Origin of the sequence: Streptomyces sp. NPDC052701 (assembly GCF_040678355.1) — a bacterium.
Classification (GTDB): Bacteria; Actinomycetota; Actinomycetes; order Streptomycetales; family Streptomycetaceae; genus Streptomyces.
Genome location: NZ_JBFATO010000001.1, coordinates 534577 through 555093 on the forward strand (window position 1 = coordinate 534577; position 20517 = coordinate 555093).

13 protein-coding genes and 1 pseudogene are annotated in these 20517 nt (G+C 73.4%); 8 read left to right on the top strand and 6 right to left on the bottom strand.

Annotated features, from left to right (window positions below; all coding sequences use genetic code 11):
- The first annotated feature begins 87 nt into the window (after nt 1-87).
- The gene (locus AB0L29_RS02180) at nt 88-996 is read left to right on the top strand and encodes a CAP domain-containing protein (protein ID WP_365822368.1); all 909 of its coding nucleotides are present in this window, start codon (nt 88-90) and stop codon (nt 994-996) included.
- A 145-nt stretch (nt 997-1141) separates the two neighbouring features.
- On the opposite strand, the gene AB0L29_RS02185 is transcribed toward AB0L29_RS02180, so the two are convergent.
- Nucleotides 1142-2059, bottom strand: a complete 918-nt coding sequence (locus AB0L29_RS02185) for an AraC family transcriptional regulator (RefSeq protein ID WP_365822370.1) — start codon at nt 2057-2059, stop codon at nt 1142-1144.
- Nucleotides 2060-2202: 143 nt separating this feature from the next.
- On the opposite strand from AB0L29_RS02185, the gene AB0L29_RS02190 reads away from it, so the two are divergent.
- The 3 genes from AB0L29_RS02190 to AB0L29_RS02200 all read left to right on the top strand — a co-directional run bounded on the left by AB0L29_RS02190 (nt 2203) and on the right by AB0L29_RS02200 (nt 4405).
- Nucleotides 2203-2520, top strand: coding sequence for an antibiotic biosynthesis monooxygenase (locus tag AB0L29_RS02190; RefSeq protein WP_365822372.1), 318 nt, complete (start codon nt 2203-2205; stop codon nt 2518-2520).
- Nucleotides 2521-2622: 102 nt separating this feature from the next.
- Nucleotides 2623-3591, top strand: coding sequence for an alpha/beta hydrolase (locus AB0L29_RS02195; protein ID WP_365822374.1), 969 nt, complete (start codon nt 2623-2625; stop codon nt 3589-3591).
- 55 nt (nt 3592-3646) lie between these two features.
- Nucleotides 3647-4405 (top strand): SDR family oxidoreductase, encoded by a 759-nt coding sequence (locus AB0L29_RS02200; RefSeq protein ID WP_365822376.1) that lies wholly within the window; start codon nt 3647-3649, stop codon nt 4403-4405.
- Between the two features lie 128 nt (nt 4406-4533).
- Here the strand turns inward: AB0L29_RS02200 and AB0L29_RS02205 are convergent, their stop codons facing one another.
- A complete protein-coding gene (locus AB0L29_RS02205; protein WP_365822378.1) occupies nt 4534-5493 on the bottom strand; it encodes a chlorophyllase in 960 nt (319 codons plus the stop codon).
- Nucleotides 5494-5659: 166 nt separating this feature from the next.
- Between AB0L29_RS02205 and AB0L29_RS02210 the strand changes: the two genes are divergently transcribed.
- Nucleotides 5660-6256, top strand: a complete 597-nt coding sequence (locus AB0L29_RS02210) for a TetR family transcriptional regulator (protein WP_365822379.1) — start codon at nt 5660-5662, stop codon at nt 6254-6256.
- 544 nt (nt 6257-6800) lie between these two features.
- Nucleotides 6801-8282 carry an amidase gene (locus AB0L29_RS02215; RefSeq protein WP_365822381.1) on the top strand — a complete coding sequence of 494 codons (1482 nt, stop codon included), beginning with the start codon at nt 6801-6803 and terminating at the stop codon, nt 8280-8282.
- A gap of 345 nt (nt 8283-8627) precedes the next feature.
- Here the strand turns inward: AB0L29_RS02215 and AB0L29_RS02220 are convergent, their stop codons facing one another.
- The 3 genes from AB0L29_RS02220 to AB0L29_RS02230 all read right to left on the bottom strand — a co-directional run bounded on the left by AB0L29_RS02220 (nt 8628) and on the right by AB0L29_RS02230 (nt 17239).
- Nucleotides 8628-10994: an AbfB domain-containing protein gene (locus AB0L29_RS02220; RefSeq protein WP_365822383.1), complete on the bottom strand. Its 2367-nt coding sequence runs from the start codon at nt 10992-10994 to the stop codon at nt 8628-8630.
- 88 nt (nt 10995-11082) lie between these two features.
- Nucleotides 11083-13482 carry an RICIN domain-containing protein gene (locus tag AB0L29_RS02225; RefSeq protein WP_365822385.1) on the bottom strand — a complete coding sequence of 800 codons (2400 nt, stop codon included), beginning with the start codon at nt 13480-13482 and terminating at the stop codon, nt 11083-11085.
- Between the two features lie 1462 nt (nt 13483-14944).
- Complete coding sequence (locus AB0L29_RS02230) at nt 14945-17239, bottom strand: FhaA domain-containing protein (RefSeq protein WP_365822387.1); 2295 nt, start codon at nt 17237-17239, stop codon at nt 14945-14947.
- 387 nt (nt 17240-17626) lie between these two features.
- Between AB0L29_RS02230 and AB0L29_RS02235 the strand changes: the two are divergent.
- Both AB0L29_RS02235 and AB0L29_RS02240 read left to right on the top strand, forming a co-directional pair.
- Nucleotides 17627-17980, top strand: a pseudogene (locus AB0L29_RS02235) (fibronectin type III-like domain-contianing protein); the annotation flags it as partial.
- A gap of 33 nt (nt 17981-18013) precedes the next feature.
- Entirely contained in the window at nt 18014-19054 is a 1041-nt protein-coding gene (locus AB0L29_RS02240; protein WP_365822389.1) for a LacI family DNA-binding transcriptional regulator, read from the top strand.
- A 345-nt stretch (nt 19055-19399) separates the two neighbouring features.
- Here the strand turns inward: AB0L29_RS02240 and AB0L29_RS02245 are convergent, their stop codons facing one another.
- The gene (locus AB0L29_RS02245) at nt 19400-20485 is read right to left on the bottom strand and encodes a DUF1996 domain-containing protein (RefSeq protein WP_365822391.1); all 1086 of its coding nucleotides are present in this window, start codon (nt 20483-20485) and stop codon (nt 19400-19402) included.
- Nucleotides 20486-20517: the final 32 nt, after the last annotated feature.

Consider the following 20517-nt stretch of genomic DNA (forward strand, 5'->3'; position numbering starts at 1 on the left):
GGCTCACTGCACCCCCCACGGTCCCGGTGAGTGCGGCCGCGCCCACCGGGACTCCGCTTCCGACCGACCAGCCGAGGTGTCGTACGCATGGGTTCCCGCCGAGCCGCCCGCCCGCCCCGCTCCCACGCCCGGTCCGGCGGCGGGCCGCGGAGGCGCGCCACCGCACTGGGGCTCGGGGCGGCGGCACTCGCCGCAGGCGCCGGGATCGCGCTGACCGGCATCATGGGCGACGACGGCGACGCCTCGGACCGGGTCGCCGCGAGCTCCGCCGGCGACGCGCCGGCCGCCGAGGGCTCCTCGTCCCCCTCCTCCTCGCCGTCGGCGAGCCCGAGCGCCACGGCCGGCCGTTCCGCAAGCCCTTCCGCTTCCCCGGAGAAGTCCGGGGAGGCCGGGAAGCCGGGGAACTCCGCCGGTCCGGCCGAAACGGCCGCGCCGGTGACGAAGACGCCCGAGGAGACGTCGGCCGAGGCCGCCGGCGACCGGTCCGCCGGCGGGGGCGGCGGCTCGAGGACGGACTCCAGTGGTCCGGCCGGTACGGGTGGTTCAGGTGGTACCGGTGGTACCGGTGGTTCGGGCGGTGCCGGTGGTCCGGGCGGTTCGGACGCCCCGGGCGGCGGTCCCGAGGCACAGGTCCTCGCGCTCGTCAACAAGGAGCGGGCCGCGGCGGGCTGTTCGCCGGTCACCGCCGAGGACCGGCTGACCCGGGCCGCGGACGACTACAGCGACGTGATGGCCCGAAGCGGCGTGATGTCCCACACGGGCCCCGACGGCTCCACGATGGCCAGCCGGGTCGAGGCCGCCGGGTACCGGTGGTCCACGCTGGGCGAGAACATAGCCCGCGGGCAGGCCGACGCCGCTTCGGTGATGGAGTCCTGGATGAACAGCCCCGGCCACCGCGCGAACATACTCAACTGCTCGTTCAAGGAGCTGGGCGTCGGCGTCCACTTCGGCGACGGCGGTCCCTGGTGGACCCAGAACTTCGGCGCGAGCCGCTGACCCGGGTCCGACGCCGGCCACGGCCGGGCCGGGGCCGGCGGAAGCGGCGGCCGGGAAGGTGGCGGCCGGGGAAGTGGCGGTCGGGAAAGTGGTCCTCGTCCCTTTGCCGGGCGGACGTCGTCGCGCTGCCCGGGCCGCCCGCGGCTCAGGGAAGGACACCTGCCGGGGCGCGCACGGCGTGACGCAGGCGGGCGGCGTCCCGGCTGGGGGGCGCACCGAACCGGCGGCGGTACTCCCGGCTGAACTGTGACGGGTTGTCGTAACCGACGCGCCTGCCGACCCCGGTGACGTCGCCCGGGTGGGTGGCGAGCAGCAGCCGGGCCTCCTGGAGCCTGATCTGCTTCTGGAACTGGATGGGGCTCATCGCGGTCACCGCCTGGAAGTTGCGGTGGAAGGCGGAGACGCTCATGCCGGACATCCGCGCCACGTCCTCGACCCGGAAGGGCTCCGCGTAGTGGTCCCGGATCCAGCGCACGGCCCGGGAGACGTGGCTCAGGCCGCTGTCGGCCAGACCGAGCTGGCGAACCGTCGCCCCCTGCTCGCCGGTGATCACGCGCCACAGGATCTCGCGCTTGACCAGCGGCGCCAGCACGGCCCGGTCGCGGGGCTCGTCGAGCAGCCGCAGCAGCCGGACCACCGCGTCCAGCAGCGCGGCCGGAGCGTTGCTGACGGCGATCCCCGACGGCGTGCCCCCGCGGGCGGGAGGAGCGCCCTCGGACCCGGCCTGGAGCAGCAGCTCCGCGACGGCGGACGGCTCCAGCACGAGACCGAACCCCAGCGCCGGCCGCTCGGGCTCCGCCTGGGTGAACTGCCCGGTGACGGGCAGGTCGACCGAGGCGACCAGGTACTGCCCGGCGCCGTACTCGAACACCTTCTCGCCCAGTGCGAGGCGTTTCGCCCCCTGGGCGATGACCGCCAGCACCATGCCGGACATCGAGGGCGCCGGCGGGTCCGGCCGGTCGACCCTCGAGACGAGCACGCCGTCGACGGCGGTGGTCCAGCCGGGCCGGGCATGGCGCGCCAGCAGGGTGCGGAGCTCGTCCAGGTGCTCTTCGGAAGACATGCCCCCATTGCAGCACCATCCCGCGCCGCGGCTCCCGCCCCGCGAGGATCGTGCAAGCGCGAGCGAGCATCGTTCTAACGTTTCCGCAGGTCACGCCGGTTGAATGGAATTACCTCACGCCATCACCGCGGAAGAAGGCACCCATGATTGCCCACTACGGCTTCACCGCCACCCTGACCGCCAGGCCCGGGGCGGGCGGCCGGCTGGTCGACCTGCTGCTGACCGGCCTGAGCGAGGGCAACCCCGGCACCAGCGCACACTGCGTCGTCTACCTCGTCTCCCGTTCCGCGTCCGACCCCGACGTCGTCCACGTCACCGAGGGCTGGACCAGCGAGGAGGACCACCACCGGGTCTTCGCCGGCGAGGCCGCCCAGGCCATCGTCGCGCGGATCGGCGGACTGCTGGCCAAGGAGCCGGAGGGCACCGACTACGTGCCGGTGGGCGGCAAGGCCGCCTTCTGACCCGTCGGTCCCCCGGACCCGGCCCCTGCCGCCTCGGCGCCCGCCGGGACGGCCCCCGCCCCGCCCGGCCTCCGGGCGCCACCCCGACGAAAGGCAACCACCATGACCACGGCACGCCCCGGCCTGGACCCCGAACTGCGCGAGCTGCTGGCCGGCATGCCCCTGATGTCGCGGCTCGGCCCGGAAGCGCTCGCGCGACTGCGCCGGCTCCCGTCGACGCCCGTCGAGTCCCTCCTGGCCCACCGGCGGGTCGACCGGCGCGAGGTCACCGTGCCCGCCGGGGACGGCGCCCCGATCCCCCTGTCGGTCTTCAGCCCCGCGAACCCCGGCCGCACCGCCGCCGCACCCTGCGTCTACTGGATGCACGGCGGCGGGATGATCATGGGCGACCGCTTCTCGCAGCTCGACATCCCGCTGGAGTGGCTCGACGAGTTCGGTGCGGTCGTGGTCTCCGTGGACTACCGGCTCGCACCGGAGGCCGCCGGCACCGTCCTGGTCGACGACTGCTACCGGGGACTGCTCTGGGTCGCCGAACACTCCGCCGAACTGGGCGTCGACCCCGCCCGGATCGTCGTCGCGGGCGTCAGCGCGGGCGGCGGTCTCGCCGCCGGCGTCACCCTGCTGGCCCGCGACCTCGGCACCCCGGCCGTCGCCGCGCAGATGCTGATCTGCCCCATGCTCGACCACCGCAACACCAGCACCTCCAGCCGCCAGTATTCCGGCGGGCCCGGCGTCTGGACCCGCGAGACGAACGAGTTCGCATGGCGCTGCGTCCTCGGCGACCTCACCGGCGACGAGGTGCCCGAGTACGTCTCACCCGCGCTGGCCGACGACCTCTCCGGCCTGCCGGCCACCTACATCGACACCGGCTCCGCCGAAGTCTTCCGCGACGAGGACACCGACTACGCCACCCGTCTCTGGGCAGCCGGCGGCCAGGCCGAACTCCACGTCTGGGCGGGCGGCTTCCACGGATTCGACGCGCTGTACCCGCAGGCGCGCCTCTCGGCCACGGCCCGCCGGACCCGCACCGACTGGCTCGCCCGGGTCCTGCTTCCGGACTGCGCCGCGTAGCGCAGCCGGCACGCCCACGCACCCCGCGCGCACGACCACACCAGGGAGGAACACCATGAGGATCGCCATCGTCACGGGCGCCAGCTCCGGCATCGGGCGAAGCGCCGCGATCGAGATCGCCAGGCGCGGCGCCGGAGTCGTCCTGACCTACGGCAACAACCGGCGAGGAGGGCGGGAGACGGCGGCCGCCATCGAGGAGGAGGGCGGTACGGCCGTCGCGCTGCCGCTGGACGTCGGCGAGAGCGGCACCTTCGCGGCCTTCCGGGACACGGTGGCCGGCGTACTGCGCGACGTCTGGCGGCGCGACACCTTCGACCACCTGGTCAACAACGCCGGTTTCGCGCGGACGTCGTTGATCGAGGACACGACCGAGGAGACGTTCGACCGCCTGATGCGGGTCCTGCTCAAGGGACCGTACTTCCTGACGCAGAAGCTGCTGCCCCTGATGGCGGACGGCGGGGCCGTCGTCAACACCAGCAGCAACTCGACGGCGACGGCCGGCCTGGAGCCCGGCTACTCGGCCTACGCGTCGATGAAGGGCGGCCTCGAGGTGCTGACCCGGTACATGGCCAAGGAATTCAGCCCGCGCGGCATCCGCGTCAACGCCGTCTCACCGGGGGCGACCCGCACCCGGATCGCCGATGACGCCTTCACCCGGTTCCCCGAGGTCGTCCCGGCCCTCGCCGCGAGGACCGCGCTCGGCCGGGTCGGCGAACCCGACGACATCGGCTCGATGATCGCCACACTCGTCTCCGACGAGAGCCGCTGGGTCACGGGCCAGAACATCGAGGTGTCGGGCGGCTACAACCTCTAGGACCTGCCGTCCAACTCCCGCCCGCCCTCGGGGCGGACGACGGGAGTCCGACGTTCCGGAAAGGCGCGGGCCTCCGCGGCGGCCGCCCCGTGCCGGTGGTCGCCGCGGAGGCGGGTGTCCCCGCGGGCCTACTTGGATTCGACCCGTCCGAGCGGGCCGGGGCCGGCCGTCAGCGCGTCACACGCCTCCTGCCAGGCGGGATCCCCGGGGTAGAGCTCGGTGCGGAGGTAGGCCCAGGTGAGCCGCTGGACCGCGGACACCCGCTCGGGGTTCTCGTCCGTGGTCTCGGCGACGTCGTACCCGGAGATCCCGCCGAGTCCGTGCTCCGCGTCGAACAGGGTGAGCAGGGACTTGGGCCCCGGGGCGAGGACGTACGGATCGGTGTGCCACTGCGGACCCCGGACCGTCAGGTGGGCGGAGGCGTCCTTGTCGCCGGCGACCACGAGCGCGGGCGTCGTCATCCTGGAGAAGTCCGTGGTCAGGAAGAAAGGGAAGTTCTCGGCCACGGACTCGGTGAGGGCGTCGCCGCCCCTGCCGGGCGCGGCGAGCAGCACACCCGCCTTGATCCGGGGCTCGGCCAGGTCCACTTCCGTTCCGTCGTCCGGATCGGTGAGCCGGGCGCCCAGCAGCAGGCTCGCGGTGTGCCCGCCCATCGAGTGCCCGGCCACGGCGACCCTGCTGCGGTCCAGGCGCCCGAGGAGCTGCGGGACGGCGGCCTCGATCGCGTCGAGCCGGTCCAGGACGCGCTTCATGTCCTCGGCCCGCGACCGCCAGTACAGAGGCGCACCGGGCGTGTCGGGAGCCAGGCTCAGCGTCCGCGAGCTCAGGTGGGTGGGCTGGATCACGACGAAGCCGTGCGCCGCCCAGAAGTCGGCGAGGGGGGCGTAGCCGTTCAGCGAGGAGAGGTGGTTCGAGTAGCCCTGACCGTGCGAGAGGAGGACGACCGGCAGGTCGCTGCCGGTCACGGGCGCGGAGACGCGTATCTGCAGGTCCACGGCCCGGTCGGGGGCCGGCAGCACCACCGGGGCGACCGAGAGGACGGGAACGGGCGAGCCGGGGGAGCCGGCTGTGCGGGGTGATTCGCTCATGATGCGTGTGTCCATTCAATGGCCTCGGCCGCCGGTCTCGTCCGGTCGGCGGCGGGGGAGGCGGTCGGAAGTGCCCGGCTTCGGCTAGGCTAAAAGCGGAGCGTTGTTCCGATTAACATACGGAACGCTGTTCCGCTTTGTCAACGAGTGTGGGAAGGAGAGCACCGTGCCCTTCGCGAGCCAGCCCGGGGAGACGCCGGCCCGACGCAAACGGGCCGACGCGCTGCGCAACCAGCAGACGTTGCTGGAGGCCGCCGCCGCGGTGTTCGTCACCTCCGGCGTCGACGCGCCGATCCGTGAGATCGCGGCCAGGGCGGGCGTCGGGATGGGGACCATCTACCGCCACTTCCCGACCCGGGCGGATCTCGTCGTCGCCGTCTACCGCCACCAGGTCGAGGCGTGCGCCGAGGCCGGCCCGAGCCTGCTGGCCGGCGCCGACTCCCCGTTCGCGGCACTCCGTCAGTGGGTGGACCTCTTCGTCGACTTCCTGGTCACGAAGCACGGACTGGCCAACGCGCTGCAGTCGGACAGCAGCGGCTTCGAGGCGCTGCACGCCTACTTCCTCGACCGCCTGGTGCCCGTCTGCGGGCAGTTGCTCGACGCCGCGGCCGACGCCGGCGAGATCAGGCCCGGTACGCACCCCTACGAACTGATGCGCGGCATCGGCAACCTCTGCGTCGGAGGCGACGGCGACCCCCGTTACGACCCCCGCCGACTGGTCGAACTGCTCCTTAGGGGGCTACGGCGACCGCAGTCGTCCTGATGCCGGCGGGCGGACCCGCGCCGTCACGGCACCGGCCCGGAACCCGGCCCCGCGGAAAGCACTCGCTCCGGCGCCGTCTACACCGCGCGGCAGCGGACCGGCCGCGTCGGCGGTGAACCGCCGGGGGCGACCGCGGAGCCGTTCCGCCTCCTCACGTCCCATGCCGACGGGGCGTTTCGGGGTGTGACCCGGATACGAGCCGGAGGGGCACGGCCTCGGCGAGCGCGTCGAGCCGGCTGTGGAGCTCCTGCGGGGCGGTGCCGCGCCTCGCGTAGCCCACCCCGGTGGGTTACGTCGCGGCTTCGGGCAGGGCGGCGTCGACGGCGGGGCCCGTCTCCCACGCGCGGCCGGTTCGGCGGGCTGGGGCATGTCGCGGAACCGTCGTGACCGTCTCCGCAGGTGCGCCGGGCCGCCGCGCGTCGCCATGGCCGGCGGTCGGGCGAATTCTCCGTGGCCGGAGAGCACCATGATGAGTTGAGACGTCCATCCCGTTGTGCGAATCGGTATTTTATGGCCTCTTCCGGAGGTCGGTACGGTCGGATTCATGGAATGGAACTCTCAGTCCGCGGAAGAAATCGCGGCCGCCTTGCGTGCCGGTGAAGTGACATCGGTGGAGCTGACCGACGACGCAATCGCTCGTATCGAGCGGGACGACAAGGCGATCAACGCGATCTGCGTGCCGGACTTCGACCGTGCGCGGGCCGCCGCGCGCGGTGCCGACCAGGCGCGCGCCCGCGGCGAGGACCGGCCACTGCTCGGTATTCCGGTGACGGTCAAGGAGTCCTACAACATCGCCGGGCTGCCCACGACCTGGGGCATGCCGATGTACCGGGACTTCGTGCCGGCCGAGGACGCGGTACAGGTGTCGCGGCTCCGGGCCGCCGGCGCGGTGGTGCTCGGTAAGACCAATGTGCCCTTGGGACTGCAGGATCTGCAGAGCTTCAACGAGATCTACGGCACCACCAACAACCCGTGGGATCACGCTCGCACGTCGGGCGGATCGTCCGGTGGATCGGCGGCGGCCCTGGCGGCTGGATTCGGCGCGTTGTCCATCGGCTCCGACATCGGCGGTTCGTTGCGCACCCCCGCGCATTTCTGCGGTGTCTACGCGCACAAGCCGACGCTCGGGCTGGTGGCGAACCGCGGTATGGTCCCGCCGGCCACGCCGGCACTGCCGGTCGACCTCGACCTCGCCGTCGTCGGCCCGATGGCGCGCACCGCCCGCGACCTCGCGCTCCTGCTCGACGTCATGGCCGGGCCGGACCCGCTGACGCTCGGCGTGGCGCACGACCTGACGCTGCCGCTCGCGCGCCACCAGCGGCTGAGCGACTTCCGGGTCCTGGTCCTCGACGACCATCCGTTCATTCCGACCGGGTCCGCCGTGCGGGCCGGCGTGAACCGGGTGGCCGACGCGCTTGCCGACGGCGGCGCCCACGTCGAACGGCACACTCCGCTGCTGCCCGACCTGGCCGAAGCCGCGACGCTCTACACGCAGTTGCTGTTCTCGGGCTCCGTTGCGCGCTTTCCCGCCGAGGCGTACGAGCAGCTTCGGGCCCGCGCCGCCGGACTGAGCGCGGACGACCGGAGCCTCGGCGCGGCGCGGCTGCGCGGGATGGTGTTCAGCCACCGCGACTGGATCGAGGCGAACGACCGTCGCGAGCTCCACCGTCACGGCTGGCGGCGGCTCTTCGCCGAGTTCGACGCCGTGGTGTGCCCGATCACGCCGACCCCCGCGTTCCCGCACGACCACGACCCCGATCTGCTGGAACGCCGGATCGACATCGACGGCGTCGAGTACCCGTACTTGGACCAGCTTGTCTGGGCCGGTCTGGCCACCATGCCCGGCCTGCCCGCCACCGCCGTACCAGCGGGCCTGTCCCCCGACGGCCTGCCGGTGGGAGTGCAACTCATCGGTCCGATGTCCGAGGACCGCACCCCGCTGCGGCTGGCCGAACTGCTCGAGCAGAGGACCGGCGGCTTCCAGGCACCGAAGCAGGGCGTACCACCGGGTGTCCGCCGAGGATGAGGAGCGGGGACGAACGAGGGCTGGGGCCCGGTCCTGACGCTCGCGGCCCGGCACGCGGGACCGGCCGTGCCGGCCGGCTGCGGCCAGGCCCTCCTCGTGCAGCGGGGCGAAGCCGACGTCCGGCTTCGGACCGTACGGCCCGGACTGGATGCCGAGTCCGCGCGTGGAGCACTCACCGAACCGGTCGATGTGCTCGGTCAGGTACGGCGAGACGGGGGCCGGGTCCTCCGGGGGCGATCTCCCGGCCCTCCTCCGGCAGCTGCCGGAGGAGGGCCGGGACGGCCGGGGCGTTGCCGGCGGCCGAGCCGGTGGCGAGCCGGCATCGGCCGGGGCGGGGGAGCGGCGTCAGGGAGCCCAGGGCGCCTCCACGGCCCAGGTGGTGTCCTGGGCGAAGTGGGCCGGGGCGTCCCAGGCGTGCGTGCCGCCCGGGGTGGCCAGCCAGAGTTCGGCGTCGTAGTGGCGCAGGTACTGCTCGGGGAAGTTCCAGGCCGACAGGCGTACACCGCCGTCGGCCCCGCGCACGGCGCAGAACGTCGCGTCGGCCCTGAACAGGTCTCCGCTGCCCGCCTCCTTGTAGACCCGGTACTGGCGGTGCCGCAGGTACTCGCCCGGGTAGTTGCGCGACTCGAAGGAGTAGCAGCCACTGCCGGCGAGGCCGGGAACGACCTTCCAGGTGGCGTCGTTCTTGAGCAGGCCGTCACTGCCGGAGCCGACGACCTCCGTGAAGAGGGCGCCGTCCTTGTGCCGGACGTACCGGTCGGTGTAGCCGGGGGTGGTGACCCGCAGCGACCTGTACTGGCCGGTGGGCAGCGTGACGGGTGCCGCCGGGGTGCGCGAGGCCTCGATGAGGGCCTGGTTGGCCGCCCTGACCCTGGCCGTGTCGACCTTGACGACCTGGCGGTCGTAGGTCAGCAGGCCGTTCGCCTCGTTCTCGACGTCGGTGATCTCCGTGTACACGGAGGCCGACAGCCCGGCCGGCATGCGCACCTCGCGCAGGGCGTCGAGCAGTCCCACCAGCCGGTTGTCGAGGTGGGCCAGGCTCGGCTGGTCCTCGTAGCTGAAGCCGCCGCCGGGGTACCACTCGTGACCCGGGACCCGGTGGCCGAGTCCGCCGAACTCGCCGAGGACGGCGGCGCGGGTGGCGCTGGGCACCGTCGTGCCCGGACCCACGTAGACGTGGTGGTCGATGACGTCGCCGTTGCCGCCGTCGACCGCTCCGCAGCAGTTGACGCCGCTCATGTTGTCGACCAGGCGCGAAGGGTCGTAGGCCTTGACGTGGTCGGCGATGCGGGCCTGGTCGTACTGGCCCCAGCCCTCGTTCTGGTTGACCCACATCACCAGGGAGGGCGAGCTGCGGTGCTGGTCGATGATGCGGTCGTACTCGGCCTCCCACTGGGTGCGGGCGGCGCCGTCCGGCGTGCGGGTGTCCATCGACGGCATGTCCTGCCACACCAGCAGGCCCAGTCTGTCGGCCCAGTGGAACCAGCGCTGCGGCTCGACCTTGATGTGCTTGCGCACCATGTTGAAGCCGAGGTCCTTGTGCTTTTGCAGGTCGTACCTGAGGGCTTCGTCGGTGGGCGCGGTGTAGATGCCGTCGGGCCAGTAGCCCTGGTCGAGGGTGCCGGTCTGGAAGACGAACTTCCCGTTGAGGACCGGCCGCAGGACGCCGTCGACCCTCGCGACGCCGACGGAGCGCATCCCGGTGTAGCTGCCCACCGAGTCCACGGTCGTCCCGCCGGAGCGCAGCTCGACCCGCACGTCGTACAGGAACGGGTCGTCCGGCGTCCACAGGCGCGGGTTCGGTACCGGCACCGAGAAGGTGCTGCCGGCCGGGCCGGTCGCGCTGCCCACCGTGGTGGACCCGGTGGACACGGTCACCCGCGCGCTGTGCCCGCTCGCACCGGCGCCGTGGACGGTGACCTTGAGGGTGCTGTCCCTCAGGTCGGGCACCAGGTCCAGGCGGGTGATGCGGGCGGGGGCCGTCGGCTCCAGCCACACCGTCTGCCAGATGCCGGAGGCCGCGGTGTAGAAGATGCCGCCGCCGGGGTGCGGGGTCACGTCGTTGATGCGCTGCTTGCCGACGGCCTGCCCGCCGGTCTGGGTGGGGTCCCAGACGGAGACGACGAGCGTGTTGGTGCCGGCGGAGAGCAGGTCGGTGATGTCGTAGGAGAAGGCGTCGAAGCCGCCGCTGTGGGGGCTGCCGGCCTGCCTGCCGTTGACCCACACCGTCGTGCGCCAGTCGCTCGCGCCGAAGTTGAGCTGGATCCTGCGGCCGTTCCAGCCCGACGGGACGGTGAAGGCGCGCTTGTACCAGAGCTTGTCGTTCTGGGTGATCCTGCGCTGGATGCCGGACAGCGCGGACTCCGCGACGAACGGTACCCGGATCTGCTCGGGGAACGACGCGGGCTGGCCGGCGTCCGCCGGGGTGACCGCGAAGTCCCAGACGCCGTTCAGGTTGGCCCAGTCGGGCCGGGTGAGCTGGGGACGCGGGTACTCGGGAAGCGGCTTGTCGACCGGGACCCGGTCGGTCCACGGCGTGGTCATGGGCGAGGGCTTGGGGGTCCACGCGGCCGGGGCCGCCTGGGCGGCGGTGCCCGCGGCGGTCAGCCCGGCGGCGGACACCAGCGTGAGGGCGGCGCACACGGTGGCGGTCCGCCGCGCGCGCCGTCTGAACCACGCCGTCAGGGGAGGGGGTAAGGACACACTGCGCATCGTGACTCCTCAGGGTGGGGGGAACACGGCTCGGGAGCGTCTGCGGCGGCCGGCGCCGGCGGCACGCCGCCCGGGCCCGGCCGGGTGGTCACAGGAACCGCCACAGGTGGTCGGCGGTGCCGTTGTCCTCGTACTGGACGACCTGGGCGCTGTCGGCGGTGGACATGCCGTCGACCCCCAGTACCTTGCCGCTGTGGCGGTTGCGGATGCGGTACCAGCCGTCGCCGTTCTCGACGAGGGTCCACAGGTGGTCGGCGGTGCCGTTGTCCTCGTACTGGACGACCCGGGCGCTGTCGGCGGTGGACATGCCGTCGACCCCCAGCACCTTGCCGCTGTGGCCGTTGCGGACGAGGTACCAGCCGTCGCCCTTGTCGACCAGTTGCCAGGCGTGGTCGGCGGTACCGGTGTCGGCGAACTGCACGACCCGCGCACTGTTCTCGGTGGACATGCCGTCGACGGCCAGCACCTTGCCGCTGTGGCGGTTGGCGATCCGCCGGAACGGCGGCTCGGGCGTCCAGGGCCGTCCGTCGGGCGAGGCGGTGGGGAAGGCCGTGATCCGCAGCCGGGCCGCACCCATGGGGATCAGGGTGACCCTCTCCACCGGCGCGGTGCTGCGGGCGGGGCCGTCCTGCAGGGGGGCCACGACATGCTCGTCGTCCGCGATCCACGCGTCGACGCGGCGGGCCCGGGCGGTGATGCGCACCGGGACGGTGTCGTGGGTGAAGGGGTTGTCGGGGACGGGGCCGCCGGTGCGGGTGAACGTCGGTTCCGGGAGGGGGTCGAGGCCGTAGTTCCAGGGTGACGTCGCATGCACCTCGTAGGAGGGGAAGGCGTCGTCACCGGCGTAGCGGTCGTAGCGCTCCCCGATCTTCAGGGAGTACGTCAGGGGGCCGTGCTGCACACTGACGGCGTCGTGGTTCCCGGGCCAGCGCCGCAGCGCGGTCCGCTGCGGCAGCCGCAGGCTCACCACGTCCCCGTCGTGCCAGGTCCGCTCCACGACGGCCCACGCCGGGCCCCCGGGCGCGGCCACCGGCCCGCCGTTGACGCGCAGTTCGGGGTTCGGGCACCAGCCGGGCACGCGCAGCCGGAGCGGGAAGCGTACCGGCCCGGGCGTGGCCAGGGTGATGCGGACCGTCTCGGTGAAGGGATAGCCGGTGTCCTCGGTGAGGGTGACCGTGGTGCCGCCCGCGACCTGCGCGCGGACCCGGCTGGGGGCGTACATGGCGGCGGCCAGACCGTCGTCCGGCGTGGCCAGCCACAGCTCCTCGGTGAAGTACGGCCAGCCCATGCCGTAGTTGTGCGGGCAGCAGCGGTACTGGTCGACGCCGGGCTGGAAGGCCTGCATGGCGAAACCGTTCTGGAACTGCCCCTGCGTCTTGGGCCTGTTGTCGAGGTCGACGCCGTTGGCGCTGGTGATGTAGTGCACGGAGCGGCCCTGCGGGTCCAGGGCGGCGGGCAGCATGTTGAACGCCAGGTCCTCGCAGCGGTCCGCCCACACCGGGTCGCCGGTGATCCTGGTCAGCAGTTCGTGGCTGGCCATGAACTCGACGATGCCGCAGGTCTCGAAGCCCTGCCGGGGATCGCCGAAGCCGGGGCGGTAGTTCTCGTCGCCCGCCATGCCGCCGCCCGGGAACTGTCCGTAGGCGCCCATGACGGTGTCGTAGGCGCGGTACGTCGCCCGGGTCAGCTCCGCGGAGCCGGTCAGCTGCGCGTACTGGGCGGGTTCGCGGAAGCCCTGGGCGATGTTGACGTTGTGCCGGCTCGGCGTGGCACCGGTCCAGTCCGCGCCCAGGGTGTGCATCTTGGCGGCCAGCTCCAGCAGGAACGCCTCTCCGGTACGGCGGTACAGCCACACCGCGACGTCCAGGCCGTCTCCCCAACGGTAGGAGACCCAGCTGGTGTCGAACGCTCCCGGCCCCTGGCCGTTCATGAAGCGCAGGAACCGGACGAGGAACGGGACGACACGCGCGTCGTGCGTGTACTCCTCGTACGAGCGCAGCGCCTGCAGCAGCGGCAGGAAGGGCCAGAAGTCGGGCCCGCCGCCGAGGGACGTCCTCAGCGCCTCCGGCCCGAAGAAGCCGTCGCCGCGCTGGGTCGCCAGGATGGCTTCGATCCACTGGCGCGAGCGTGCCAGGGCGTGCCGGTCGCCGGTGGCGATGGCGAGCGGCACGTAACCGCGCAACCAGTACGGCACCTCCTCCCAGGCACCGCGCCCGGGGTGGGTCCAGCCGGAGGCGGAGAAGTCCAGGAAGTGGGAGACCGACTCGAAACGGCCGCACAGACCGTCGAGTTGGAGCCGGAGCTGCCCGGCGAGCCATCCCCGGGCGGTCACGCTGCCCGGCGTGAGTCTGCGGAACCGGTCGGGTGCGGGAGGCGCGGACCGCGGGCGGGGCGCCGCCGTCGCGGCCGGGGACAAGGGGCCGCTCAGGGCCGATGCGCCGATGGCCGATGCGCCGGTGCCCAGGAGGGCGCGTCTGCTGAGGGACATGCGGGGCTCCTGTTCCGAAGAGCTGTCGCAGGGAGGGGAAGGCGGGGCAGGGGCGGTCCGGACGGCAGCCGCCCGGTGGGACTGCGGGCGGCGCGCTGCGGACACCGCTTCGGGCGTGTGCTGATGACGATGCCGAGCCGTGCGGCCGCGGCCCCCGGTGAGGAGCGCCGCCCGTTCGCCATCGGGTCGTCCCGGGTGCGCGAAACCTCCTGTGCGGAGGGGCGGTCGGCGCGCACTCGGCTTTATAACGTTGGAAGGTGCGATGGTTGGGATGACAGCACGGCCCGCGGACGCTGTCCAGCCCTCCGGCAGGCAGAAACCGTTTGAGGTTCCCCCCGTTCGCGCTCCGCGCGCCGCCGTCCCGCGTATGCGTCGTCGGCGTGACTGTTCCGCGCGGCCCGTGACGAGCGGCGGCGGCACTCGCCGCGCGGTTCCCGCCGTCGCGGCGTGCGTCGGGGAGGGCCGGTGGACGGCCGAGGGGGACTGACGGGCCGGGCCGGTCCGCACAGGGCTTCGGCGAGGGCCTTTTCGCCGGTGCCGTCCGCGCCGGTGAGCTGCGGCCGCCCACCGGCGACGGGGCCGCCGGCCCCGTCGATGCCGAGGACACGCCGCGGTGGTGCTCGCCGCGCCGGCCGAGGACCGGCACACGGGCCGGGCCCACGAGTCGTCCGGGTCCCGGGCGGCGACGCCGGACGAGGCGGCCGCCACGATCTCCGGGGCCACCGGCCGCGGCGTCCGCCGGGTGCCGTTCTCCGTCGGGGACCACGTCGCGGAACTCGTTCGGCAGGGGCTGCCGCCCGCGGACGCCGGAGTCTTCGCGGACGTCGTCGAGCCACTCGGGGAGGGGAGGGGAGGGACGCGTACGTCTCCGACGGCGTACGGCGCGTTCTCGGACGTCTGCCGCGCAGCCGCGCCGAATCCGCCGAGTCCGCCGCCGCGGGCGGGCGGCCGGCCTGGCCGCCTCGCCGATCGTACCGGGACGGGGTGCGTGGCCGCCGCAAGCGGCTGATACCGCGGGTGAGCTGGAGCAGGGCCTGCTGGAGGCCGGCGCGTGTCCCGTGACGGATGCGAGGGCGTTCGAGCCGGTGGAGCCGGGCGGAGGCGCGCTCGACGGCCCGGCGGGCCGAGCCCGGGCCGGAGCCGTGTGCGGTGCCGCGGCGGGCGGTCTGCGGTATGACGCCACGGGTGCGGACGGGAGGGTTTCGCGCAGCCGTGGCCGGACACCGGCTTCGGCGCGGTCCCACGGGCGCCGCCGGCACCTCACCCGCTGCGGCCGGTCCGCTCCGTCGGCGCATCCCGCCGGCCGGCGTCCTCGCGCGGGGGCGGAGCCGTCCGGCGGCCTGCGGCGGTGCCTCGCGTGCTCGGGAGCCCTTGTGCCGCCGCCCCGGGAGCGGGGCCTGGGGCGGCGGATCCGTCCCGGCCGGCGGGACCGCCCCGCCCGCGCCGCGTCGCCCGTTCCGTGTCAGCCCCAGGCCGGGGCGGCGAACATGCTGGCCGCGTTGTAACCCGAGTGCGGGTAGGAGGCCGCCCAGCTCAGCGCCTCCGGCTGGGTACGGGGGAAGTCCGCGGCCACCAGCGTGGCGAGGTTGAAGTAGGCCTTGCGGGTGCGTGCCTGCAGCTGCGCGAGGTCGACCTCGGCACCCGCGGCGAGATGCTCGTCGAACGGAACCTCCACCACTCCCCGGCAGCGGGCGCGGAAGTGGTCCACCACCTCGTTGACCTTGACCGCCTTGCTCTTCTGGCGCGTCTCGGACACCACGGTGAGGCTGCGCTTGACGAGCTCCTCGTAACCGTGGGCGTTGAGCCAGTCCAGCGTGGTGCTGGCACTGGTCGCACCGTCCACGCTGGAGGTGGCGACCACGATCAGCTGGTCGGCGGAGTCCAGGATCCCCCGCATCGCGCTGTGCAGCAGTCCGGTGCCCGAGTCGGTCAGGATGATCGGGTAGTGCTGTCCGAGGCAGTCGACGACCTGGCGGTAGTCCTCGTCGTTGAAGGCCGTCGACAGGGTGGGGTCCGCCTCGTTGGCGAGGATCTCCAGGCCGCTCGGGGACTGCGAGGTGAAGCGGCGGACCGCCATGTAGTTGGTGAGGTTCGGGATCTCCGCCACCAGGTCGCGGATGGTCGCTCCGGTTTCGCGCTGCACCCGGCGGCTCAGCGTGCCCGCGTCCGGGTTGGCGTCGATCGCGATGACCCGGTCCTGGCGCTCGGAGGCGAGCGTGGCACCCAGGGCGGTCGTGGTGGTCGTCTTGCCGACCCCGCCCTTGAGGCTGATGACGGCGATCCTGTAACACTGCATCACGGGAGTGCGGAGGATGGCCAGCTTCTGCAGCCGCTCCCGTTCGGCCGCCTTGCCGCCGATGCGCAGCCGGCTGATCCCGCGGCGGTCGGCGGGCCTGCTGCGCAGCAGCCGGTCGGAGGAGAGCTCGGCAGCGGAGCTGTACCCGATCCCTCCACCACGACCGGCCCGGTCCGCCGCCGCCCAGGACGCCGGGGCGTGGGGGACCGGCATGTGGGGAGCCGGCCGCACGGACGACGGTGCTCCCGCGGCGCCCCCCGGCGGCTGCGCCGCCCGGGCGTACGGGGCGGACGAGAGCTCCGGAACATGGTCGTTCCCGGCGGACGCGGGGCGGCTCTCGGACCGGGACACCGGCGGCGGGACCTCCTCCGCCGCCCTTACGACGGTCTGGGGTCCCACGGGCGCACCGGCCGGGTGCCCGTTCGTAAGGTATTGGTCCGGAGGAGCGAAACCGAGGCCGTCCGCGTACTGGCCGCCTCGGGCGGGGGTCGGGCCGCCGACGATGTCTGGATCGTTCGTCACGATGTTCAGTCCTTTTGACGAGGTGGTGGATGCGTAGGACAGGGAGTCGTCCCGGCGACGTCCTTGTTCCGCGGGCAGGAGGTCGGACTGCTCGGCGGCCCGGTGACCGGGCGTGCCTATGAGAGGGGAATCGCCGGACGCACCGACGGCTACGGCCGGCCGCCCGGAACCCGGGCCGGCCTGCCGTGCCGCCGTGCCGACGAGGCCGAGCCCGGCACCGCTCCGGCCCGTGCGCCGCGTCCCGCCCAGCGCGGGGCCGAGGGCGGGCCGCCCCTGCCCGGAGGGGGGCAGGGCGACGGCGCCCGGACGGCGTACCGCGGGCCGTACGGGGCGCAGGAATTCGGGCGCGGTGGCAGGCCTTCGGGCGTCCGCGCGGACCAGCATGCCGCTCTTGTCGAACGTCAGTCCCATCGAGAGGAACTGATCGACGCTCAGGACCCTTTTCTCCCCGCGCAGGACGTGCGCCTCCGCCGGCCAGGCGCCGGCCGCGCCGCCCCTGCGGAGGACCGGTGCCGAACGCGGGGCGCCGGTGCGCCGGGCGGATCCCAGGGCGTGCTGGACCTCCGGCGGGATCTCCAGCCGGCTGCGGACCCGGAACTGTCCGGCCTTCAGGGTCTCCGCCCGCAGCAGCTGGATCTTCAGCGGACCCACGAAGGAGTAGCACTGCTCCTCGGCGTATTCGCGGACCTCCTCGGCCAGCTCTTCGCCGAGCATGACCAGGCACGCGCTGTGCAGTTCGTGGTCGCCCGGACTCAGTTCGACGACGAAGGCGTTGGGCACGATGGTGCAGCCCTGGTTCCATATCCTGGCGTTGACGTCGCACTCGCGACGCAGCGCCCCGATGAACTCCATGGGTTGCACCGCGGATTTGAAGACCTTGGCGAACGTACCGTTGATCAAGGCCTCGAAGCGCTGTTCCAGCTTGTTCAGTGCACCCACTGACAGCCTCCTGGAAGCCGATCTGACGCGTGCAAGGCAGCCAGACAGAACGAGGGTCACATTACTAATAGTATTTTTATGACCGCAGAAGGTGATGTCGGCCGCGAGAATCGCCCTAATTCACCGGATCGGTCCCACGCCGGGTCACTGCCGGCGGACGCCGCCGACGCGGACGGCTCGTTCCGGAACCGGCTTGCCCCGGTCCGCGAATGACGGAGCCGCATATTCGCCCCCGTCACCTTTTCGTGGCCGTGCGACGCGGTCCCCGTCTCCGGGCCCTGCGTGGCCCGTGCCCCTTCTGCCCGTGACCGGCGACGGCCGGCCCGGTGGCGGGGAGGAGGGCCGGCACGGCGGCGTCCTTCGTCGGCGGCCGGAGCGGCACCGCGGGACGGTGCGTTCACCGTCTTCGCGCGGGTGCGCAACAGGGGCGGGTGGCGGGGCCGGGAGGTGGTGCAGGTGTACCTGGCCGAGCCGGACCCGGCGGTCGAGCGTCCGGTGAGGTGGCCGGCCGGTCACGCGCCGGTGGAGGCGGACCCGGGCAGGACGGTCACCGCCGTGGTGCGGGTGCCGGCGCGCGCACTGCGGCACTGGTCGCAGCGGGAGCACCGTCGGCGCACGGAGCCGGGCACGTACCGGGTGCTCGTGGGACGGTCGGCCGGAGACCTGCCGCTGGCCGCGTCCGCGCAACTGCCCGGGACCGGCGGGCCCTCACCGGCCGGAGAGCGCTTCCCCGGCTGGTGAGGGCCTTTCGGGCACCGCCGGTAGGGTACGGCCATGACCAGACGCGCCCCGACGCTCGAGGACGTCGCTCGGGAGGCGGGCGTCTCCCGGGCGACCGTCTCCCGAGTCGTCAACGGCATCCGCAACGTGGATCCCGCCATCCAGGAGGCCGTTCGGGAAGCGATCGAGCGGACCGGTTACGCCCCGAACAGGGCCGCCCGGGCACTGGTGACCCGGCGCGCGGAGACGATCGCCCTGGTCGTCTCCGGGGCGGGCGACGACTCCGAGAGCGAGCAGAACGCCTTCGCCTCCCGGGTGCTGGCCGACCCCTTCTTCGGACGGGTGGTCGGCGGAGTCGTCGGTTTCCTGCGCCCGAGGTCGATGTACCCGGTGCTGATGTTCGCCGAGACCGACACCGCCCGGCGGGAGGTGGTGGCCTACCTGCGGCAGGGCAGGGCGGACGGCGCGCTGGTCTTCTCCACCCACGCCGGGGACCCGCTGCCGGCCGCCCTGGCGGCCGAGCGCCTGCCCTGCGTACTGTTCGCGCGCCCGAGCACCCCGGTCCCGGTCACCTACGTGGACCTGGCGCACCGGGACGGCGCGCGGCTGGCCGCCGAACACCTGCTCGCGCGCGGCTGCCGGCGCGTCGCCACCATCACCGGGCCCCTGGACCTGCCCGCGGCGCAGGACCGGCTGGCCGGGTTCCGGGAGACGATGGAGCGGCACGGTCATCCGTACGTACCCGTGGCGGAAGGCGGCTTCACCGCCGAGAGCGGTGCCTCGGCGATGGCCCGGCTGCTGACCGAGCACCCCGGCGTCGACGGGGTGTTCGCCGCCAACGACCTGATGGCACAGGGCGCCTGCCGGACCCTGCGCGAGCGGGGCAGGCGGATCCCCCAGGACGTGGCGGTGGTCGGCTTCGACGACTCGCGCGTCGCCGCCGCCTGCCGGCCGCCGCTGACCACGGTCCGCCAGCCGACGGAGGAGATGGCGGCCACGATGGCGCGGCTGCTCCAGGAGGAGATCGAGGGGACACGGAGCGACCCCACCGCGGTGATCTTCAATCCCGAACTGGTGGTCCGCGAGTCGGCGTAGCCGGCTTGCCGGGCGGGACCGGCTGCGCCCGGGGTGCGGGTGGCGGCCCCGCGCCGGGAAAGGGGGCGTGCAGACGCCCGCGGGAGAGCGCCCCGGCGCGCGGCGGCCGGCCGCCGCGCGCCGGAGCGGCCTCCACCGGCCGGGGAGGTCCCGGCGCGGTGCGACGCGCGGGACCGGGCAGTCGTCGCCCGCGGATCCCGGCCGCCACCGGCGCACGGCGGTCGTCGCGCAGGCACCGCGGCGGGCGTGGTGGGCACCACGCTCCCGGCCCGGCGACGGTCCGCCCGCCCTGCACCGCGAGCCGGGGAGGACGGGGGCAGGACGGGCGGGTGGCCGGGGGACGGATCACGGCAGCCGGTAGTCCGCGGTGAGCGCGGCGCCTGCCTCCGGGTGGGTCTGGTCGTAGCCGCGGGCGTCGCACTGCAGGCCGCCGACGACGCAGTGGTCGACCAGGGCCTTCAGCGTCGGCTCGTGCCACGCGTTGAAGAAGTCGTAGTGGAAGGAGTAGCCGCGCCCGCTGGCCAGTCTGACCTGTGACATGTCCCCGTCCGCGGGGAAGGCCATCTTGAACTCGATCATGGGCAGCGCCACGGGGTGGCCCGCCGGGCAGACGTTGTCGTTGGTGCCCGGCTTGACGACGGGGTAGGCCATGTGGCTCTGGTGGTCCGGCGTGTCGAGGTACCGGCCGTCCCAGCAGCTCGGCGCCTGCATCCGGATGTTGAGCTGGGTGCCGGCCGGGCAGTTCGGCGGGAAGTCGACGTTCTTGAAACTGTCGCCGCACTCCCATCCCTCCACCCAGCCGGGGTGCCCGCGGAAGTCCTGGGCGCTCTGCAGGGGGTTGCCGACCACGTAGCGCAGGCCCTTGGGGAAGGGGCGCACGCTGGTGTAGTCGGTGACGCCGGCCTTGTAGTAGATGACCTGCGGCCCGACCGGGAGGATCTTCCGGTCGCCCTTGTAGAGGGAGGGCATCCAGTACGCCGAGGAGTCGCCGGGCGCCTTGCAGGTGGTGGTGCCGCCGTACAGCGACGCGGTGACGCTGCCGGCGTTCGTCGTCGTGTTGCCCATGAACGTGTGGTCGTGGGACTTGCCCGGTTGGCCGGGGTAGACGATGGGGTCGTCCGGCGCGGTGTGCGAGACCGAGCAGTTGGCCTGGAACTCGTGGAAGTAGCGCGGTGGCGGCGTCTTCTGCGACGGGGTCACACCGGTGACGGGCGGGTTGGCGGGGATGTAGCCGTCACCGTCCGGGTCGTCGCCCGACGGGAGGGCGGAGACCACCGCGGTGTGACCCGCGTGCGCGGGGGCCGCCGGCGCGGTGGCGGCGGACGCCGGAGCCGGCCCGGCGGCCGCGGCGATCGAGCCGACGCCGACCGCGGTCGCCGCCAGCGCGGTACAGAGGAGCAGTGCCGGGAACCTTCTCGAGGTGCTTTTCATGGGGAGCCTCTCTGCCGGAGGTGGCGGGGAGC

Excerpts from the sequence above, each read along its gene's own strand:
- AB0L29_RS02195 (WP_365822374.1), top strand. The coding sequence starts at position 2,623 with ATGACCACGGCACGCCCCGGCCTGGACCCCGAACTGCGCGAGCTGCTG.
- AB0L29_RS02240 (WP_365822389.1), top strand. The coding sequence starts at position 18,014 with ATGACCAGACGCGCCCCGACGCTCGAGGACGTCGCTCGGGAGGCGGGC.
- AB0L29_RS02205 (WP_365822378.1), bottom strand. The coding sequence starts at position 5,493 with ATGAGCGAATCACCCCGCACAGCCGGCTCCCCCGGCTCGCCCGTTCCC.
- AB0L29_RS02185 (WP_365822370.1), bottom strand. The coding sequence starts at position 2,059 with ATGTCTTCCGAAGAGCACCTGGACGAGCTCCGCACCCTGCTGGCGCGC.
- AB0L29_RS02190 (WP_365822372.1), top strand. The coding sequence starts at position 2,203 with ATGATTGCCCACTACGGCTTCACCGCCACCCTGACCGCCAGGCCCGGG.
- AB0L29_RS02225 (WP_365822385.1), bottom strand. The coding sequence starts at position 13,482 with ATGTCCCTCAGCAGACGCGCCCTCCTGGGCACCGGCGCATCGGCCATC.
- AB0L29_RS02215 (WP_365822381.1), top strand. The coding sequence starts at position 6,801 with ATGGAATGGAACTCTCAGTCCGCGGAAGAAATCGCGGCCGCCTTGCGT.
- AB0L29_RS02220 (WP_365822383.1), bottom strand. The coding sequence starts at position 10,994 with ATGCGCAGTGTGTCCTTACCCCCTCCCCTGACGGCGTGGTTCAGACGG.
- AB0L29_RS02200 (WP_365822376.1), top strand. The coding sequence starts at position 3,647 with ATGAGGATCGCCATCGTCACGGGCGCCAGCTCCGGCATCGGGCGAAGC.
- AB0L29_RS02180 (WP_365822368.1), top strand. The coding sequence starts at position 88 with ATGGGTTCCCGCCGAGCCGCCCGCCCGCCCCGCTCCCACGCCCGGTCC.
- AB0L29_RS02245 (WP_365822391.1), bottom strand. The coding sequence starts at position 20,485 with ATGAAAAGCACCTCGAGAAGGTTCCCGGCACTGCTCCTCTGTACCGCG.